General features: G+C 55.2%; 17 protein-coding genes. 2 read left to right on the forward strand and 15 right to left on the reverse strand.

Translation table 11 applies throughout. The features are described 5' to 3' along the window. On the reverse strand, positions 1 to 540 hold the full coding sequence (locus A7E78_RS10115) for a THUMP domain-containing protein (protein WP_072284107.1): 540 nt from the start codon (positions 538 to 540) through the stop codon (positions 1 to 3). A gap of 128 nt (positions 541 to 668) precedes the next feature. Between A7E78_RS10115 and A7E78_RS10120 the strand changes: the two genes are divergently transcribed. Further along, positions 669 to 1,094, forward strand: coding sequence for a regulatory protein GemA (locus tag A7E78_RS10120; RefSeq protein ID WP_072284108.1), 426 nt, complete (start codon positions 669 to 671; stop codon positions 1,092 to 1,094). Positions 1,095 to 1,242: 148 nt separating this feature from the next. On the opposite strand, the gene A7E78_RS10125 is transcribed toward A7E78_RS10120, so the two are convergent. From A7E78_RS10125 to cmoA, 4 genes are all read right to left on the reverse strand, one after another. Further along, positions 1,243 to 1,815, reverse strand: a complete 573-nt coding sequence (locus A7E78_RS10125; RefSeq protein ID WP_072284109.1) for a flavin reductase family protein — start codon at positions 1,813 to 1,815, stop codon at positions 1,243 to 1,245. A 15-nt stretch (positions 1,816 to 1,830) separates the two neighbouring features. Continuing rightward, a complete protein-coding gene (gene dmpI / locus A7E78_RS10130; RefSeq protein ID WP_072284110.1) occupies positions 1,831 to 2,043 on the reverse strand; it encodes a 4-oxalocrotonate tautomerase DmpI in 213 nt (70 codons plus the stop codon). A gap of 186 nt (positions 2,044 to 2,229) precedes the next feature. Beyond that, positions 2,230 to 3,198, reverse strand: coding sequence for a tRNA 5-methoxyuridine(34)/uridine 5-oxyacetic acid(34) synthase CmoB (cmoB, locus tag A7E78_RS10135; protein WP_072284111.1), 969 nt, complete (start codon positions 3,196 to 3,198; stop codon positions 2,230 to 2,232). Beyond that, a complete protein-coding gene (cmoA, locus tag A7E78_RS10140; RefSeq protein ID WP_072284112.1) occupies positions 3,198 to 3,929 on the reverse strand; it encodes a carboxy-S-adenosyl-L-methionine synthase CmoA in 732 nt (243 codons plus the stop codon). The genes cmoB and cmoA overlap by 1 nt, the downstream gene beginning before the upstream one ends. 170 nt (positions 3,930 to 4,099) lie before the next feature. On the opposite strand from cmoA, the gene A7E78_RS10145 reads away from it, so the two are divergent. Continuing rightward, the gene (locus A7E78_RS10145; RefSeq protein ID WP_072284113.1) at positions 4,100 to 4,675 is read left to right on the forward strand and encodes a hypothetical protein; all 576 of its coding nucleotides are present in this window, start codon (positions 4,100 to 4,102) and stop codon (positions 4,673 to 4,675) included. 165 nt (positions 4,676 to 4,840) lie between these two features. Here A7E78_RS10145 and A7E78_RS10150 read toward each other — a convergent pair whose 3' ends face one another. The 10 genes from A7E78_RS10150 to A7E78_RS10195 form a co-directional block, all read right to left on the reverse strand. Continuing rightward, positions 4,841 to 5,644: an integrase core domain-containing protein gene (locus A7E78_RS10150; protein ID WP_072284114.1), complete on the reverse strand. Its 804-nt coding sequence runs from the start codon at positions 5,642 to 5,644 to the stop codon at positions 4,841 to 4,843. A 289-nt stretch (positions 5,645 to 5,933) separates the two neighbouring features. Continuing rightward, entirely contained in the window at positions 5,934 to 7,361 is a 1,428-nt protein-coding gene (locus A7E78_RS10155; RefSeq protein ID WP_072284115.1) for a phospholipase D-like domain-containing protein, read from the reverse strand. Positions 7,362 to 7,394: 33 nt separating this feature from the next. Next, positions 7,395 to 7,739 carry a hypothetical protein gene (locus A7E78_RS10160; protein WP_072284116.1) on the reverse strand — a complete coding sequence of 115 codons (345 nt, stop codon included), beginning with the start codon at positions 7,737 to 7,739 and terminating at the stop codon, positions 7,395 to 7,397. 72 nt (positions 7,740 to 7,811) lie between these two features. Then, positions 7,812 to 8,321, reverse strand: coding sequence for a rubrerythrin family protein (locus A7E78_RS10165; protein WP_072284117.1), 510 nt, complete (start codon positions 8,319 to 8,321; stop codon positions 7,812 to 7,814). Between the two features lie 111 nt (positions 8,322 to 8,432). Further along, positions 8,433 to 9,089 carry a potassium channel family protein gene (locus A7E78_RS10170; RefSeq protein ID WP_072284118.1) on the reverse strand — a complete coding sequence of 219 codons (657 nt, stop codon included), beginning with the start codon at positions 9,087 to 9,089 and terminating at the stop codon, positions 8,433 to 8,435. A gap of 113 nt (positions 9,090 to 9,202) precedes the next feature. Beyond that, positions 9,203 to 10,570: a TrkH family potassium uptake protein gene (locus tag A7E78_RS10175; RefSeq protein ID WP_072284119.1), complete on the reverse strand. Its 1,368-nt coding sequence runs from the start codon at positions 10,568 to 10,570 to the stop codon at positions 9,203 to 9,205. A 240-nt stretch (positions 10,571 to 10,810) separates the two neighbouring features. Beyond that, entirely contained in the window at positions 10,811 to 13,624 is a 2,814-nt protein-coding gene (gene uvrA / locus A7E78_RS10180; RefSeq protein ID WP_072284120.1) for an excinuclease ABC subunit UvrA, read from the reverse strand. Between the two features lie 496 nt (positions 13,625 to 14,120). Beyond that, positions 14,121 to 15,131, reverse strand: a complete 1,011-nt coding sequence (gene pdxA, locus A7E78_RS10185) for a 4-hydroxythreonine-4-phosphate dehydrogenase PdxA (RefSeq protein ID WP_072284121.1) — start codon at positions 15,129 to 15,131, stop codon at positions 14,121 to 14,123. Between the two features lie 626 nt (positions 15,132 to 15,757). Further along, entirely contained in the window at positions 15,758 to 16,696 is a 939-nt protein-coding gene (locus A7E78_RS10190; RefSeq protein WP_072284122.1) for a peptidyl-prolyl cis-trans isomerase, read from the reverse strand. Positions 16,697 to 16,733: 37 nt separating this feature from the next. Then, entirely contained in the window at positions 16,734 to 17,672 is a 939-nt protein-coding gene (locus A7E78_RS10195) for a peptidylprolyl isomerase (protein ID WP_072284123.1), read from the reverse strand. Positions 17,673 to 17,712 lie beyond the last annotated feature (40 nt).

Here is a 17,712-nt window from a genome sequence, read left to right on the forward strand (position 1 = left end):
TCAATCGACACGCACGAAATCGAAACGATCGTTCAAGGCGCGGGTAATAAGGCCGACACCGCAACGGTCTCCAATCGTTTCGATGGCAATTACCGCATCGGGGTCGTCAAAATCGATGGTTGCCGAATGGCCAAGATCGATCAGTTCATCAAGGATATAGGCATCCAGTGCCTGTTCGATGTCCGGGGAGATGATCTGTCCTTTCAGGCCGCGCCGTTCCAGGCGAACATGAAAGCGGCACTCGGCCAGACGGGCGATCCAGGGACGCAGAGCCATGCAGAGCTTAGCCAGAAAATCGTCGACCTCAAAGGTAAAAACCCGCTCCAGGGGCACCACCCGAGACACATCCTGGAAGGCGATACACTGCTCGCTGCGCTTTTGGCAAATAGCCTCACAGAATAGCTCCACATCGTCTACCTGCCCCAGAGCCACACCATGAAACCCGGTTTTGTGAAACTCACCGTAATGGGCGAGCTCCCCTAACAGGTGTCCATAACGCCCCTTATGAGCCATGGTGACCAGCACGTTGAATTTCCACATAATGACCTCCCCAAAATGAGTTTAACGAAGAGGAAAGAAATCTCAACCGATCCCGGATTGGAATCGCTCTTGCCAAGAGGCACCTGTCTGTTATCTGGTTATTAAAGAAGTAAATTGGAGGAGGAGAGATGGCCAGCGAGTATCGGCGTAAATGTCTGGCGAAGATTCACATCGCCAAAAAGGAACTGGGACTGAGTGAGGAGGATTACCGCAGCCTGATTGAGGCCACGGTACCCGGCAAGAACTCGGCAGCCGACCTCGACGACGGCCAGTTGCAACAGCTCCTCGACCGATTTTACACTCTGGGCTGGCGACCACGGCTGCCCCGGAACCGGGAGCGACCGCTGCCGGCCACAGTCTGGAAGGCCCGTAAACTGTGGTTACAACTCTACGAACTGGGAGCAGTGCAAAATCCGCAGTGGACTGCCCTGGCCCGCTTTGCCAAACGCATGACCGGGGTGGGCGACCTGCGCCGCCTGACCGGTAAACACGCTGCGATTGTGATCGAAGCGCTTAAACAGTGGTTGGAACGAGCCGGAGGAGAGACGGAATAATCGATTGTGCTTGTTTCGAGGTAAAGATAAGGTCAGCAAAAAGCTCTCACCACGAAGGACACGAAGGGAAAAAACCGGACCTTTAAAGGTTGAAGTTTCTTCGTGATCTTCGTGTCCTTCGTGGTAAAAAACGCAGGTTTTTAACTCTTCAGCCGATTTCCTTACCAATGGAAAACGCCTGTCCCAGATACTCTCCCGCGCCATGATAGGTACGAATCACCGGGGTAAAGATCATCGGCCGCACCTTTTCGATATCGGGCACACCGCTTTCGGACAACACTGCCGGATCGGCCTTGACGTCGACGATCTCGCCGATGAACTGGGTGTGGCCGCCGACCTCCACCGTCTGCTGCAAGCGGCATTCGACGATCAGCGGGAACTCCTCCACATAGGGGGCGTCGATCAGATCGCTCTTGACTGCTGTGAGACCGGCGGCGGCGAATTTGTCGCCATCCCGACCTGAGGCCATGCCGCAAAAGTCCGCCTGCCGAGCAAAAGGCTCGGTGGCGACGTTCACGGTAAAGGCGCCCCGTTGGATAATACTGTCGTGAGTGTAGGTGGCAGGACGCAGGGAGATCGCCACGCAGGGTGGCTTGGAACAGCAGATGCCGCCCCAGGCGATGGTGGCCAGATTCGGCTGGCCCGCCTGGTCGTAGGACCCGACCAGCCATACCGGCGACGGCTGGGCGAGGGTTTTGATGCCGAGAGATACTTTTTTCATCGCTTTGCTCCTTTATTATGGTTTGTCGCCAGCTGCCTGTAACGCCATGGCCTGATCGAGAGGCAGGCCGCCGACGCCGATATTTTCCCGGGGCGTCTCATCGATAAAGACCACGAACTTGGCCGCCGGAATGCCCGTGGCTTCGGCGGCGGCAGCCGTGAGGCGAGAAATAAGCTGTTCTTTAACGTCTTTCCCCTGGGGGGAGATGGCGAGGGTAATGACCGGCATAGCGAATCTCCTTAAACGATAAAGCCAACGAAAAATGACGCATTCCCAAAACTTGATGCATGGCTAAGTAAAATTTTCGTCCTAGAAGGCTTGGTGTCTTTTCAGGGGCGAAAGCATACAACCCGTAGGTCGAGATCCTGAAAATACCGTAACGCGGCAGGGCGAACTTTGTGCGACGCCATCAAATTAGCGCCGATCGGCCAGCAATACCGCCCGCAGCGGTGCCGGATGACCTTCGGCGGTTTTACGCGGATCGTCCGGGTCGAGGAAGTCGGCTAAAGACTCACTTTTAATCCACTCGGTGCGCCGCTGCTCCTCGGAACTGGTCCAGGTCTGGTCGATACAGCGGATATTGTCGAATCCGGCCCGCTCAAGCCAGCCCTTCAAGCAGGCAATGGTGGGCAGAAAAAAAACGTTGTGCATCTTGGCGTAGCGCTTGGGCGGGCAGAAAGCCCATTCTCCCTCACCTTCGACAATCAGGGTCTCCAGCACCAGTTCGCCACCGCGAACCAGTAAACCGGCGAGTTGCTTGAGAGCATCGATGGGAGCCCGCTGATGGGACAACACGCCCATGTGAAAAATGCTGTCGAAACAGTCGGTCATGGCCGGCAGTTCTTCGAGCTTGAGAGGCCAACAGTCCACGCTCGGTTCACCGATCAGGCGCTGCAACAGCAGGTATTGGCAGTAAAAAGGGGCATAGGGCTCCAGACCGAGGGCCAGGCGTGGGCGGCTGGCGGCCATACGAAACAGGTAATAGCCGCAGCTGCTGCCAACGTCGAGAATTCGCCGGCCCGCCAAGGGAGCGATCTGATCCTTGATCCGGTTCCACTTCAGATTCGAGCGCCACTCGCTGTCGATCTCCACGCCGAAGATGTTGAAGGGGCCCTTGCGCCAGTGCCGAAACTCCATAAGAATCTCGCGTAATTCTTCTCTTTGCTGGGAACTAAGATCATCGCCAGCACCGATGCGAATCGCATCGGCATCCAGGTCAATTTCGCTTTCGGCTATCTGTGGCAGCCTTTCAAGCAGGGGCAGCAATCGCCGGGCATTGCCGTCGACCTGAGAAATAAAACGTTCCTTTTCCGCCAGCAGAGCCTCAATCTCCTGTTTCCAGGCACCCCAGCCGAGGGCATCGAGTTCGTTCAGCAAAGCCATCAGACAAGCTCCTTGCAGGCCAGAAAAGAGGCGAAATTGAACCACTTGAACCACAGATCGAGTTGCCGAAAGCCGGCCTGGCGCAGGCGCGCCTCATGGGCCTCAATGGTCTCCGGGATAAGAACGTCTTCCAGGGCCTCTCGTTTCTGGCTGATCTCCAGCTCGGAATAACCCCGTTCCCGCTTGAATCGGTAGTAAAAGTCCTGCTGCAGGGCGTCCAGTGCCGGGTCGGGATGCACCACCTTTTCCGTCAATAACAGCACGCCGCCGGGACGCAAAGCCCGGTAGATTCTGTCAATCAATGCTTGCCGCTCCCCCTGCGGCAAAAACTGCAAGGTCAGGGTGATAACCACCACCGAAGCCTCCTGTAACGGCTGGCTACAGATATCGCCACAAATCAACTCGATGGCCCCCTTGGGCGACACCCCCGCCAGGCGCTGCGCATAGATATCCAGCATCGGCTGGGAATTATCCAGAGCCAGCATATGGAAATCACTACCGGCCATTTCTTCACACAACTGCATGCCGAAATTTCCGGTGGAACAACCGAGATCGTAGATAGTGCTGCCGGGACGGTAAAAGTGGCCTGCCAATTGTGCCAAGCGGCCGCTCAGTTCCCCATAACCGGGCACTGAGCGGGTGATCATATCGTCAAACACGGACGCTACCTGTTCGTTAAACTCAAAAGGGGCCGGCCCCCGTGAGCCGGTATAGATGTCATCTTTGGCCATTCTCTTCGCCTTATTGCTGATAAATACACAGAGCTGTGGTAAACCGCTGGCGATTATAGCAGAAGTTGCCTCCTCTCACAGTTCTTTTGCTGTAAAAAACCCTTTATCCTTTCCTCCGATATGATAGAATTTTTTAAGTCTATCGGGCTTGACGGGCCTAACCGAAAAGCTTGACCGGTCAGGCGGTTTTACAGCTGGCTCATGGTAAGCTCGAAAGCCTTCTGGCCATACAATCTGTCCTTTCGACCAATCAAGCACCCAAGGAGACCATTATGCAACGATCTGTTTTGTTCATTTTATTAAGCACCTTACTGACACTGCTGCTGGCCGGTCCTGTACTCGCCCGTGGCGGCAACGGCCAGGGCGGCGGGCAAGGCAAGGACAACCTCAACAGCAACCGCCAGTCAGACGAAGACGCCACCCGCGGTCTGGAGCGTGCGGCCGAACGTCGCTCGGAGCAAGCTGCAGAACATGCCCAAAGCGAGAAGCACCAAGACATGGACCGCGACCATGATCGCGATCGCGAGCACATGAAAAAGCATGACCACGAAGGACGCATGGACGATGACCATGGCAAGGCAAAGATGAAAGACAAAAGCAAAGAAAAGGGAGAGAAGGTCGCCAAAGAGAAAAAAATGAAGGCTAAGGATAAGGGCGACAAGGAGATGAAAAAACAGGGTGACGACCTGGAAAAAAAGACGAAAAAGAAAAAACGCTGGTATTGGCCTTTTGGTGAAGATGAATAAATCAATATTGCGAAAAATTTTTATAAAAGAGGGAGTGCCCATGGGCACTCCCTCTTTTTTTCAGCTGCGTTGTTGAATGTAAACCCAGCAGCACCTTCGACCAATGATAGCAAGAGACGCAGACCGAACGTTTCAGCAATAACCTGTTAGAAATCCGAGCGTTGTTTACTGCTTTTCGCCATAGAAATGTTCGAGCAACTTTTCATATGGCGTCATATTGTCAATGCCCTTATGTGGCTTGACCGTGTTGTAGAAATTGATGAAGCGCAGCAGGCTGATTTGTCTATTTTTCCGGTTCTGAAATGTCTCCTGCTGGTGCCACATTTCCATGATGGTACGGATCACGCGCTCGGCTTTACCGTTGGTCTGAGGTCGATTGATTCGCGTGAACTTTTGACCAATACCCAGTTCGGAGCAGGTTTTCACAAAAGCGTGTTCGTTGGTGCCTTTGAACTCTTTGCCGTTGTCTGAATACGTGCATTCGATGGTGTAAGGGCACTCATCAGCAATCTGACGCAGGAAAATCTCAGAACTGTATTGTGTCTTATCCGGGAAGATCCCAGCATAGAGTTCCCGGGAAAAGTCATCTATGGCGACAAACAGATACTCTCTGGGCAGTGTCTGATCTTCGCCTTTGATCAACGGGAGACGCTTGCTGTCGAAATGAACCAGCTCTCCCGGATACGACTTGTTGTAGCGCCTAGCTTCACGTTTGCGCTTTTTTTCCAGTTCACGCTCGACCTTGGCCAGACGCTTTAGGCCATATTTAAGACTTCGAAAGCGATCGTTAACGCTGCGTCGCGGAACAAATTCCTGCTTCCTGGCCCTGGCAAGTGTTTTGTAGATCGTCGGTCGGGAAACTCGAAAAACTTCTGCCAAGCGACTCACTTTGTATTCGCCTGTCTGCCATAACTGCCAGATCTTCTGACGGTCATGGGGCGTTAACCGTATGCGTTTGTGCATGACCATGTTTACCAAATCCTCCCTGCGCTATTATCGGATTTAGTAAACAACGCGTCAATTTCTTACAAATAACCTTTGGAAGAAGGGCCGCCCAAAGAAATTGCTGCCACGGTAAGATATTCAAAAAAATTTTAGCCTTCTCCTGACCATCCGTAACGCATGCCCCACGCAGTGGTAAGGCACTTTTTGCTTCCTTTTTGTTGCCGCCTGGACAAAAAGAAGGGGGTCTGGCGGGACGCGACCCGCCGGTCTTATCTTTCAAAAGTTACCGCAATGCTCCAACCAGCAGACCACCTTACAGATAAGGCGAAAACAGCTTGGCAAAATTATCCCGCAAGCGACTCACCACCGGAAGACCATCCACTTGCTCCTGAGTGACTTCCCGAGCAACCCCACAGGCCGAATCAACATGCTCCGTCAAATCTGCCACCAGCCTGGCATCAAAAACCTCCAAATTAAACTCAAAGTTAAGCCGCAGGCTGCGAGGATCCAGATTAGCCGAGCCGACCAAAGCATACTGGTCATCGACCAGCAACAGCTTGCTGTGCACAAAAGGAGGTGGCTGGTAATAAATTCGGCAGCCGTGCTCCAGCAATTCACTGAAATAGGCCCGTGAGGCCCAGGCGACATAGGGTAGATTATTTTTAGCCGGCAGCAGGATATCCACCTCAACACCGCGCAGGGCGGCAGCATTGAGGGCTGCGACCAGAGTACGGTCGGGAATAAAGTAGGGGGTCATGATACGCAGGCGATGCCTGGCGCAGCCGATGGCACCAAGAATTATCCACCGTAGTTTTTCAAAATCCTCGTTGGGGCCGGCGCTGACACCCCGACAGAAGGCCGTACCGCCGGGCAAAGGCGGTGGAGTGCTAATCGGAGGCGGAACCTCGCCGGTGGCAAAATACCAGTCTTCCATGAAGGCTTCGAGCATCTGCCCCACCACCGGACCCTCGATACCGAAGTGCACATCGATAGCCTGTTTGCGGGTGGGCCTAGCAGCCAGGTGGCGATCGCTGATATTCATTCCGCCGGTAAAGCCTCGCCAGTTATCGATGATCAGCAGCTTGCGGTGATTGCGCAGGTTGAAATGCAGCCCGCGGCCGGAAAGGGCCGGGGGCAAAAAGCGGCCAATGGCTACGGCGCTGCCCTTGAAGAGACGACGAGCCACCGGAAAGGAGTAACGCTCGCCAAGACCATCCACCAAAACCCGGACATCAAGTCCCCGATCTGCCGCCTGCTTGAGAGCTTCGACAAAAGCCTTCCCGGTATCGTCGGTATCAAAAATATAGCTGGCCAGATAGACCGAATCGCGGGCGCTGGCGATCGCCTCAAGCATAGCCGGGAACGTCTGCTCGCCGTTATGCAAAGCCACCACCCGGTTACCGGGCAGCAGTGGCCGGCGGGTTACGGCATCGGCCAGCGACACTAAAGCCGCATACCCCTCCCCGCCGAAGGCAATAGATCGCCCCTGGCGCAGGGACCAGGAACAGAAACCGGCTTCAGCAGCCCCGCTGAAAGGCAGCTTTGCCTGCCAATCGCGAGCCCGCGTACGAATGCGGTTTATGCCAACCAACCAGTAACCCAGAGGGCCTAATCCCGGGAGGACACAACAGAAGACCACCCAGCCGAAGGCCGCGCGGGGATCCCGCTTGTGCAGCAGCACATGACCGACAGCGAGTAAAGAGAGTGCCGCCAAAGCGGCGAGGAGCAGTGCTTCCAGCAACGGACCTCCTCACAAAAGATGAAACCGGAAAGATCAGCGACGCAGGTTGGTAGCACAACGGGGACAAGTCAACATACTGGTGGAGGGGACCTTATGACCGCAGGTAGGGCAGTTGAACCAATAGCGGCAATACTTACACTGCTGTTCGGAAAGCCCCTGTTTTTTCTTGCACTTGGGGCATTTACGATACATCTTGCGATTTTCCATATAGTCGGCGAACAGCAGGCCACAGCTCGGACAGGCCTCGGCATCGCGGCGACGAATTTCCGCCCCGCAATTGGGTTGCGGGCAGACAAAGACCGTCTTGCAGGCACTACACCAGTATTTACCTTTTTTTTCTTCTTTGCAGACGGGGCATTTATCCATAATTCGACTCATTTTTCATAGGCTGCTATAAAACACCGGTCGACTTCAACCTCGTAAAGTTGAGGTCGACCGGCAGGAAAACAATTAAATTATCTTCTTGAACATCTTCGGACCGGCTTTACACACCGTACAGGGCACCTGCGGTTCGGCTTCGAGAGTGTTGCCGCAGATCAGGCAAACGTAGTAATCGACCGACGGGCTGCCGTCGAGGTTGTCCATCATTTTCTGGTAGAGATTGGCATGGACTTCCTCGACCTCATTGGCATAGCGAAAACTGCGCTCGGCGGCAGCAAAACCAGCGGAGGCCGCCGCTTCGATCATCGGCGGATACATCTCCTTGAACTCATGGGTCTCGCCGCTGACCGCTTCTTTGAGATTATCGAGGGTCTTACCGATGCCATCAAGGGCTCGAAGGTGAGCAAGGGCATGCACCGTTTCCGCTTCGGCGGCAGCCCGAAACAGCTTGGCCGCCTGAGGATACCCCTCTTTGTCAGCCTGCTCGGCAAAAGCCAGATATTTACGATTGGCTTGAGATTCACCGGCAAAAGCATCCAGCAAGTCTTTTTCCGTTTGGCTGTTGGTCAAATCGGCCATGCTCACTACCTCCCTATTGTGTAATAAATTTGACTAGTTAGAGATTCTTTCAGCTTTTATTTTAACCATTATGCTCCTAATGTCAACGGTTGCATTAAAGTCTGCCAGCGATCATTGATCCTGGCAAGCCTTCTCGACACTTTCGGTCTTGCCGATCAAGACCAGCAGATCACTGTCCTTGATCACATGGCTTGGCGACGGCAGAGTGCTGAATTCGCTGGTCAACACATCCTTGATTCCAATAATGGTAACGCCGAACTTGCGACGCAGATCGAGATCTATGAGTGTCTTGCCGATAAAATAAGCCGGCGGTGCCACCTCGGTGATAGAATAGTCCTCCGCCACTGGAATGAACTCGAGGATATTGGAACTCGACAGACCGTGAGCGATCTTGATGGCCGTGTCCTTCTCGGGAAAGATGATGTCGGTAGCGCCAACCTTCTCCAGAATGCGGCCGTGATCCTCGTCCACCGCTTTAACCAGAATGCGGCGCACATTCATCTCCTTGAGGTGCAATACCACCAAGGTCGACAGATGCGACCGTTCGCCAGTGGAAATGATCACCCCATCCATTTCGCCAATCCCCTGGCTTTTGAGAAATTCTTTGCTGGTGGCGTCACCAATCACGGCGTAGGAGGCGTAATTCTTAATGCGCTGAACCTTGTCCCGGTCCAGATCGACGGCGACAACTTCGTGGCCATCCTCGTACAGCGTTTTTGCCACGTGAAAGCCAAAGTTTCCCAAGCCGACAACACAAAACCGTTTCATAAGGATTTCTCCTTCGCTAATAACAGGTCGATGGTACCAGCCAACGACCAATAGACAGATATCGATTTACTGATGTCCCTATTCAGGGGCACCAGAGATCGGAAGTCAAACCGTCAACCGATCATGATGTTTTCTTCCGCATACTGCACGGCATCTTCGCGGGAACGATAGAGCATGGCGAAGGCCACTGTCAGCAAGCCAACCCGGCCGACGAACATCAGCAGAATAATCAGCATTTTACCCAGAGGCACCAGTTTGGCCGTGGCTCCCAGAGACAGTCCGACGGTGGCAAAAGCCGATACCGCCTCAAAGGTGTATTCGAGAAACACTCCGCGACTGGCACTGGCCGATAACCCATGCAGTTGCACCGCCAGCAGAGCAAAGACCGCCACGGCCAGAAACAGCAGCGCGGTCATCACCAGGGTAAGGACCTTGGAGGCCGCCGCTTCGGGAAGAGTCCGGCGGTGAACATTGGTATGGGGGTTACCCTTAAGGCGACTGTAGAGCACGATAACAAACAGGGCCAGGCTGGTGGTCTTGATGCCGCCGCCGCAGGAACCGGGCGAAGCGCCGACGAACATCAGAAACATTATCATAAAGAGGGTCGGCACCTCTAACAGATTGAGGTCGATGCTGTTGAAGCCGGCAGTACGGGCGGTGACGGACTGGAACAGGGCGGTCCACAAACTTTCACCGGCTCCCATGCTGGATAAAGAGGTCGGCCATTCAAGTAAACCGATGAGGATCGCGCCTCCTACGATAAGCAGACCACTGGTCAAAAAAACCAGTCGCGAGTGAAGAGACAGGCGTCGCCGGCCTTTGCGCTGCTTGGCCAGGTCGATCATCTCTTTCATGACCAGAAAACCGAGGCCGCCGAGCACAATCAGGCCGATGATGGTCAGGTTGACCAGGGGATTATTGCGATAACCCACCAGACTGTCGGAAAAAAGCGAAAAGCCGGCGTTGCAGAAGGCCGAAACAGAGTGGAACAGGGCATAATAGAGGCCCTTGATCAGCCCCATCTCAGGAACAAAGGCAAAAGCCAACAACACTGTGCCGGCGCCCTCGATAAGCAAGGTCAAAAAAAACACGCCGCGAATCAGGTCGCGCATGGAGTCGACCGGACTGTGCAACAGGGTCTCCTGAATCAGCCAACGATCTCGAATACCGACCCCCACACCAAGGTAGAAAAACAGGTAGACAGAGAAGGTGGTAATACCCAGGCCACCGATCTGAATCAGCAACAACACCACCAACTGGCCGAACAGGGTCAGCTTGGTTGCGGTGTCGACCACGATCAGGCCGGTGACGCACTGAGCCGAAGTTGCCGTAAACAGCGCGTCGAGAAAGGATAAGGGCTCGCCGTTGGCGGCAATGGGCAAAGACAAGGCCATCGCTCCGAGCACAATTGCCAGCCCATAATAGAAGATCAGCGCCTGGCCCGGCGGCAGATTTTTTATTCCCTTTGGGAGTTTGCTCATGGATAGGTCCCCTTCGATCTGAGCCAAATGCTAGCGCCGGTGCCTGGACAAAGCAAGAGAAAACGCCTCTCGCTACCGCAAGCACGGGCCAGCCGTTCCTACAAATTTATGAGCTGGAATGGTTAAGCAAAAATTGCGTCCTGCAAAGCGCAGTGGTTTTTCAGGGGGAAGACATGCTTGGGCTTGTCGAAGTCCTGAAAAAGGGCTGTAACGCCGCAGGGCGGACTTTTTACGCCACCATCAGAGATTGAGATAAGGACGCAGATAACGTCCGGTAAAAGAGGCTGTATTACGCGCAACCTCCTCCGGTGTTCCGGAGGCGACGATCTGACCGCCGCGGCTGCCCCCTTCGGGACCCAGGTCGATAAGATGATCGGCGGTCTTGATCACATCAAGGTTGTGCTCGATGATCACCACCGTATTACCGGTTTCGACCAGGCGCTGCAACACATCCAGCAGCTTTTGAATATCGGCGAAATGAAGACCGGTCGTCGGTTCATCCAGGATGTAAATAGTGCGCCCGGTGGCCCGCTTGCCGAGCTCTTTAGCTAACTTGACCCGCTGGGCCTCACCGCCGGACAGGGTCGTGGCGCTCTGGCCGAGCTTGATATAACCAAGGCCGACGTCCCGTACCATCTCCAATTTATTGCGAATCCGCGGAATGTTCTCGAAAAACTTCAGCGCCTGATTGACGGTCATATCGAGAACCTCGGCGATATTCTGCCCCTTGTAACGCACCTCCAGGGTCTCCCGGTTGTAGCGCGCCCCCTTACAGACCTCGCACTGCACATAGACATCAGGCAGAAAGTGCATCTCGATCTTGAGAATGCCTTCACCCTGGCAGGCCTCACAGCGACCTCCTTTGACGTTGAAAGAAAAACGCCCCGCCTTATACCCCCGCAGCTTGGCTTCGGGTAATTGGGTGAACTGATCACGGATATCGGTAAACAGGCCGGTATAGGTCGCCGGATTGGAGCGAGGGGTGCGACCGATGGGGGACTGGTCGATATCGACCACCTTGTCGAGAAGTTCGACGCCAAGGATTTCATCGACCTTGCCGGCCTTCTCCCGGGAACGATACAGGCGCTGGGAAAGAGTTTTGAACAGGGTATCGATAACCAGGGTCGATTTGCCCGAGCCGGAGACCCCGGTGACGCAGGTCATCACCCCGAGAGGGATGTTCGCATCGACCCCTTGCAGGTTGTTTTCCCGAGCCCCGCGAATCTGCAACATGCGCTCGCTGGTGCGCCGTTCTGCCGGCAGGGGAATAGTCAGGGAACCGGACAGGTAGCGGCCGGTGAGGGATGCCGGATCGTCCAGAATCTCCCGGGGCGTACCCTGGGACACTACGTGACCACCGTGCACCCCGGCCCCCGGACCCATGTCGATGACCTGATCCGCTTCGAGAATGGTCTCTTCATCGTGCTCCACCACCAATACCGTGTTGCCGAGATCCCGCAACCGCTTGAGGGTTTCGAGCAGCCGCCGGTTATCCCGCTGATGGAGACCGATGGACGGCTCGTCGAGGATATACAGCACTCCCACCAGAGACGACCCGACCTGGGTCGCCAGCCGGATGCGCTGGCCCTCGCCGCCGGAGAGGGTGCCGGAAGAGCGATCAAGGCTCAGGTAATCGAGACCGACATAGCTCAGAAAGGAGAGTCGCTCACGAATTTCCTTGAGAATCCGGCGGCCTATCTCCAGCTCCTTATCGGCCAATTGCAACTCGGAAAAATACTGCTCCGCTTCGAGGATGGAGAAGGCGCAGATCTCCTGAATGTTTTTGCCACCGACCCGCACGAACAACGACTCCTTGCGCAACCGGGCACCGTTGCAGGTCGGACAAGGCATGACGTTCATGAAGTGACCGAGATTCTCCCGCACCCGGTCCGAATCGGTCTCGTGGTAGCGCCGTTCAAGGTTGGGGATCACCCCCTCGAACACCTTGTCGTAAAAGTGCCGGCGCCCCCCCTGGTCAAAAAAGAAGCGCACCTCTTCCTTGCCCGAACCGTGCATCAAAATTTTGCGCAAACGCTCTGGCAATTCGCGAAAAGGGGTGTTGATATCGAATTTATAGTGGTCGGCCAGGGCCTCGAGCAGCTGATGATAATAGAACCCTGTGCGGGTCTCCCAGGGAGCGATGGCCCCCTCGCGCAAGGACAGGTCGGGATTGGGAACCACCTCTTCGGCGTCGAAGTAAAGACGGGTGCCGAGACCGGCGCAATCGGGACAGGCGCCGTAGGGATTGTTGAAGGAAAACATCCGCGGCGTGATCTCCGGATAGGAGATGCCGCACTCGGCGCAGGAATGCTGTTCCGAATAGAGAGAACTTTCGCCGCCGGGTTCTTCGACCCGCACGACGCCATCGGCCAATCGCAGAGCGGTCTCCAGGGAATCGGCCAGGCGCCCCTCGATGCCTTCCTTGACCACCAGACGGTCGACGACCACCTCCAGAGTGTGCTTCTTGTTCTTGTCGAGGACGATCTTCTCGCCCAGTTCGTACATCTCACCGTCGATGCGAATCCGCACGAAGCCTTCGGCCTGCAACTGACGTAGTTCCTTGCGGTATTCACCTTTGCGGCCGCGAACAATCGGCGCCAACAGCAACAGGCGGGTCTTTTCCGGCAACTTCATGATGCGGTCGACCATCTGCTGCACGGTCCAGGAGGCGATCTCTTCGCCGCAACTATGGCAATGAATACGACCGACCCGGGCGAAGAGAAGCCGCAGATAGTCGTAGATTTCGGTGACCGTGCCGACCGTCGAACGGGGGTTTTTGGAGGTGGTCTTCTGCTCGATGGAAATCGCCGGCGACAGCCCCTCGATGCTTTCCACATCGGGTTTGTCCATCTGCTCGAGAAACTGTCGGGCGTATGCGGAAAGGCTCTCCACATAACGGCGCTGGCCCTCGGCATAGAGGGTATCGAAGGCCAGGGTGCTCTTGCCCGAACCCGACACTCCGGTGATAACCACCAACTTGTCGCGGGGGATCTCCAGGTCGATATGCTGCAGGTTGTGCTCGTTGGCACCCTTGATAACGATCTTGTCAGCCATGCTCGATTCGGTTCCGTATTTTTTGAAGGGATAGTAACTGGTAAGGTTCAGCTAGCGCCGTCATAAAGACGGCAACGGATTACTTTAGCATGGCGTTGGAGGGCATTGCAATTCAAGCGGAGAAGGGTGGGTTGCTCTGCCAAGTCGAGGAAGTTAAAACAGAAGCAGACCTATAAACCATACAAAGGTTCTACAATACCGACGGGTCGCGTCCCGTCAGACGCCTTACTTTTGTCCAAGCCAACAAAAGTAAGCAAAAATGGCTGCCACTGCGTGGAGCATGCTGTCACGGATGTAAGGAGGAGGCTAAAACTTTTGGCCGTTCTACAGAAACAGCGCTTTCTTTGGGCGGCCCCTCTTTCGGAAGTTGATTGCTCAAACTCTCGGTCCGTTTCTCTTCCCATCATTGGTCGAAGGTGCTGCTGGGTTTTAAAACCAAAACCGCATATGAACGTTGCTACGTCACACGCTGCCATCTGCTGTCGGCCCGGCGCAGTTATGAAGCCATTTGGCAAGCCAGGGTTACCGCCGCCAGCAAGCTGGCGCTACTGGCCCTGCCGCTGCCGGCCAGGTCGTAGGCGGTACCGTGATCGACGGAGGTGCGGATGATGGGCAGGCCGAGGGTCACGTTGACCCCGTCGTCGAAATGGAGCAGCTTGAGAGGTATCAACCCCTGGTCGTGATACATGCAGATCACCGCGTCGTAAGCACCCTGCACGGCAAAGTGAAATAATGCGTCGGCGCTGTGGGGGCCGCTGGCATCGATGCCCTGCTGACGGGCTGACTCGATGGCCGGAGCAATAAGGCGCTGTTCCTCGTCACCGAACTGTCCTCCCTCACCAGCGTGGGGATTAAGGGCCAGTACCGCCAGGCGGGGAGAATCGAGACTGAAAAAACGCCGCAGGGCGACAGCGCTGATCTGCACAGTCGACAGAATCTCTTCAGGGGTCAGGGCCATAGGGACGGCGCTATAGGGCAGATGGGTGGTCACCAGACACACCCGCAACCGGCTACCGGCCAGCATCATCACTACCTTTTCCACGCCACAGCGGGCAGCGAGCAGTTCGGTATGACCGGGAGCTTCACAGCCTGCAGCCCGCAGGGCCTGTTTATTGACCGGCGCCGTCACCATCCCTGCCGCCTCGCCCGACAGGCAGTGATCGCAGGCCCATTCGATATAGCGGATCATAGCCTGACCACAGGCCAGGTCCGGTGCACCGTAAACCAAATCAGCAGCAGGCAGCTCAGACAGTTTTTTGAGCAGCAGGCTCCGTTCACCGCAGAGCAACCGATGACTGGCCAACGCCTGTGGGCCATCATCGGCCAGAGCCTCAACCGTCACTTCGGCTCCAAAGATGGCCGCCGCCCGCTGCAACACCGCACCATCACCGGCCACCAGCAGCGGCCGCTGGACGTCGGAAAAATTGTCCTCCAGCCAGGCCTTCATAATGATTTCCGGTCCGACTCCCGTCGGATCGCCCATGGTGATGATGATCGGTTGTTTCATTTATTCTCCTCGACTTACAAAATATGAGGTTCTAGTATACTTTTCTGCTGCTTCCGGCTCAATAATCAAGTCGAGCCATTTCGCCCGTCCAAGCGGGTTATTTTTTATGCTTTTGCGATCTTTCTTCCCCTGTGACACAGCCGGAGCGAAGTGGACGTTTTGCGAACAAGGCGGAAAACCTGTCTGAGCGTCAGCGAGTTTTTTCCGCGCGTAAAAAGAGTAGGGCGTCGCGCGGGGATGCAATCCCGCGGTCTGATTCTTTGTACAGCTCCCTCGAAAAACCAAACCTCCAAAAACCTTAGAGTCGGCCGGTTCCGCCCGGCCAGGCGTCTTACTTTTCTTGACGACCAAGAAAAGTAAGCAAAAGAAGGTCGCCCCACCGTTGGCCCCTGCGGGGTTCCCTCTCTACGGGAGTTTTAATCCGGGAAAGACGAGATTCGCTGCGCTCAGACGTCTTTCTTTTCCGGATTAAAATCCCTGCGTTCGGCGGCACTCACAGGGGTTTAAAACCTGAAAGGCGTAACAAGTGAGGTGTAACGAGTGAGCAGGGCCTTTCCCACTAGTTTTTAACAATAAAAAACCCGCCGGCGAACCGGCGGGTTAGTAGAAAAAGCGTAAAACGATGCTTAGAGCTTAATCTCGATATGAGCATCCTTCTTCAGATTGTCCACCCAGCCTTCAATAGCCACCTTCCGTTTCTGCTCGATAAGCAACTGGCTGATCTGTTCCTTGACCGATTCGAAATCGGGAACCTTACCGGGGTTCATCTCATCCAAACGCAGGATATGCAGCCCCTGGGGAGTGTCGACCACCTCGCTATACTGCCCGGGCATCAGGCCGGCGACAGCGGAGGCAAAGGGATCTGTCAGTTCACCTTTGCCGAACTGACCCATGGGGCCGCCTTCAGCCCCCTTGTCTCCCTCATAAGCCGCCAGCACCTGGTCGAAGTCTTCGCCGGCACGGAGGCGCAATAGAGCTTCCTGACTCAGCGCACGCAAGGCGCTGCGTTGATCGGCAGCCATATTGGCCGGTATCGCGAAACTGATACGACTCAGGCGAAAGAAGGGATCCTCGCGATAATCCTCGATATGCTCCCGGTAATAGTTTCGCGTCTCCTGGTTGGTCACCTCGATTTTATCGCGGATTTCCCGACCGACCAGTTTGAACTCGAGCAGCTGGCGACGCAATTTGGTGCGATAACTCTCCATGGTCAGACCTTGGGTCTGCAAGGCCAATTCCAGCTGGCTTCGGTCGATATTATTCTGGCGCTCAACGTCCTGAATGGCCCGCTCGACTTCTTCGTCGCCAACGCTCATCCCGAGCTGCTTGACCCGCTGCTCGACCAAGGTTTCCTGAACCATCTTGTCCAGAACCATAAGACGCTCTGCGGTAGCTATGCTCGCGGCAGCCTCGGCTCCGAGCTCTTCGGCAATCCGTTCATCCAGTTGCAAAGTGGTAATGATCTCGTCGTTGACAACGGCAGCAATACGGCTAACCACTTCGGCCTGGGCCGGCAAGGCATGCAAAAGCAAGCAGACGGCCAGCGACAGAATAAAACCTTTCATAACGTCAGTTCCTCACTTACAGGTTGATGAATCGTTCTTACAACAGGGTCCAATCGACCTCGATAGTTGCTTGGCCTCGCAAACTCTGCAGCCAATTTCGATAGGCTTCCTCTTCCTTTTCGGCTCGTAAACGGGTCGCAATCTCATCCTGAACCTGTTCCAAAGTCAAATGTTGTGCAGAGCGTCGCTCTTCGACCAAAAACAGATGGTACCCGTATTCACTTTTGACCAGCTCGCTGATGCGACCGATAGGCAATTCAAAAACCACCGCATCAAAGGCGTCGGGCATCTGACCGCGACCGAAAAAACCGAGATCGCCACCTTGCTCGGCATCGGGTGAGATAGAAAAACGACGGGCCGCTTCAGCAAAATCGAGCCCTTGGCGTATCTGACCAAGAACCTGTTGACCTTCGGCTTCCTTGGCCAGGGTAATCTGTCGAGCCCGAACCTGCTGTGGCCGGTCGAATTCTTGCCGATGTTTTCGAAAGTAGTCCCCGACAGCCTTTGGGCTGATGACAATATCGCCATAGGCCAGGCGACTGATAGTCTCTTCGATACGCCGATTTTCCAGCAACTGCCGGCGCCAGATCGCCTCGGTCAGCTTCCGCTCTTGAAGCATTCCCTCGAAATCGTCCGGCGCATAATCCTTACGGTGTTCAGCGACTACCGCTTCCTGCTGGGCGGCGGTCAGATTAATACCGGCCCGATCGGCGGCTGACAGAATCAGCTCGCGATTGATTTTCTGGGCCAGAAAGGAACGCTTGAGTTCCATTCGGGTTTCCTCGGCCACGATGTCCCGGGCGGTCAGATGACGGGAGAAGTCTGCTTCGAACCGATCAAAGGAAATAATCCTCTCGTTCACCCGTACCAGTACGGAGGATGCAGGCTCGTCCTGCTTTCGACAGGCGCTCAATAGAGCAAATATTAACCAGACCAAAAGGAAAAGACGCAGGGTAACGCCGCAACGAGTCTTCAAGGGCTTCTCTTTTCGAATACACTCCGGGGGGGCTGTCAAC

The sequence above is a fragment of the Syntrophotalea acetylenivorans genome (assembly GCF_001887775.1).
Classification (GTDB): Bacteria; Desulfobacterota; Desulfuromonadia; order Desulfuromonadales; family Syntrophotaleaceae; genus Syntrophotalea_A; species Syntrophotalea_A acetylenivorans.

Bases quoted from the DNA above. Each gene is read 5' to 3' on its own strand.
- A7E78_RS10115 (WP_072284107.1), bottom strand. From the start codon at position 540: ATGTGGAAATTCAACGTGCTGGTCACCATGGCTCATAAGGGGCGTTAT.
- A7E78_RS10120 (WP_072284108.1), top strand. From the start codon at position 669: ATGGCCAGCGAGTATCGGCGTAAATGTCTGGCGAAGATTCACATCGCC.
- A7E78_RS10125 (WP_072284109.1), bottom strand. From the start codon at position 1,815: ATGAAAAAAGTATCTCTCGGCATCAAAACCCTCGCCCAGCCGTCGCCG.
- dmpI (WP_072284110.1), bottom strand. From the start codon at position 2,043: ATGCCGGTCATTACCCTCGCCATCTCCCCCCAGGGGAAAGACGTTAAA.
- cmoB (WP_072284111.1), bottom strand. From the start codon at position 3,198: ATGGCTTTGCTGAACGAACTCGATGCCCTCGGCTGGGGTGCCTGGAAA.
- cmoA (WP_072284112.1), bottom strand. From the start codon at position 3,929: ATGGCCAAAGATGACATCTATACCGGCTCACGGGGGCCGGCCCCTTTT.
- A7E78_RS10150 (WP_072284114.1), bottom strand. From the start codon at position 5,644: ATGGTCATGCACAAACGCATACGGTTAACGCCCCATGACCGTCAGAAG.
- A7E78_RS10160 (WP_072284116.1), bottom strand. From the start codon at position 7,739: ATGAGTCGAATTATGGATAAATGCCCCGTCTGCAAAGAAGAAAAAAAA.
- A7E78_RS10165 (WP_072284117.1), bottom strand. From the start codon at position 8,321: ATGGCCGATTTGACCAACAGCCAAACGGAAAAAGACTTGCTGGATGCT.
- A7E78_RS10170 (WP_072284118.1), bottom strand. From the start codon at position 9,089: ATGAAACGGTTTTGTGTTGTCGGCTTGGGAAACTTTGGCTTTCACGTG.
- A7E78_RS10175 (WP_072284119.1), bottom strand. From the start codon at position 10,570: ATGAGCAAACTCCCAAAGGGAATAAAAAATCTGCCGCCGGGCCAGGCG.
- uvrA (WP_072284120.1), bottom strand. From the start codon at position 13,624: ATGGCTGACAAGATCGTTATCAAGGGTGCCAACGAGCACAACCTGCAG.
- pdxA (WP_072284121.1), bottom strand. From the start codon at position 15,131: ATGAAACAACCGATCATCATCACCATGGGCGATCCGACGGGAGTCGGA.
- A7E78_RS10190 (WP_072284122.1), bottom strand. From the start codon at position 16,696: ATGAAAGGTTTTATTCTGTCGCTGGCCGTCTGCTTGCTTTTGCATGCC.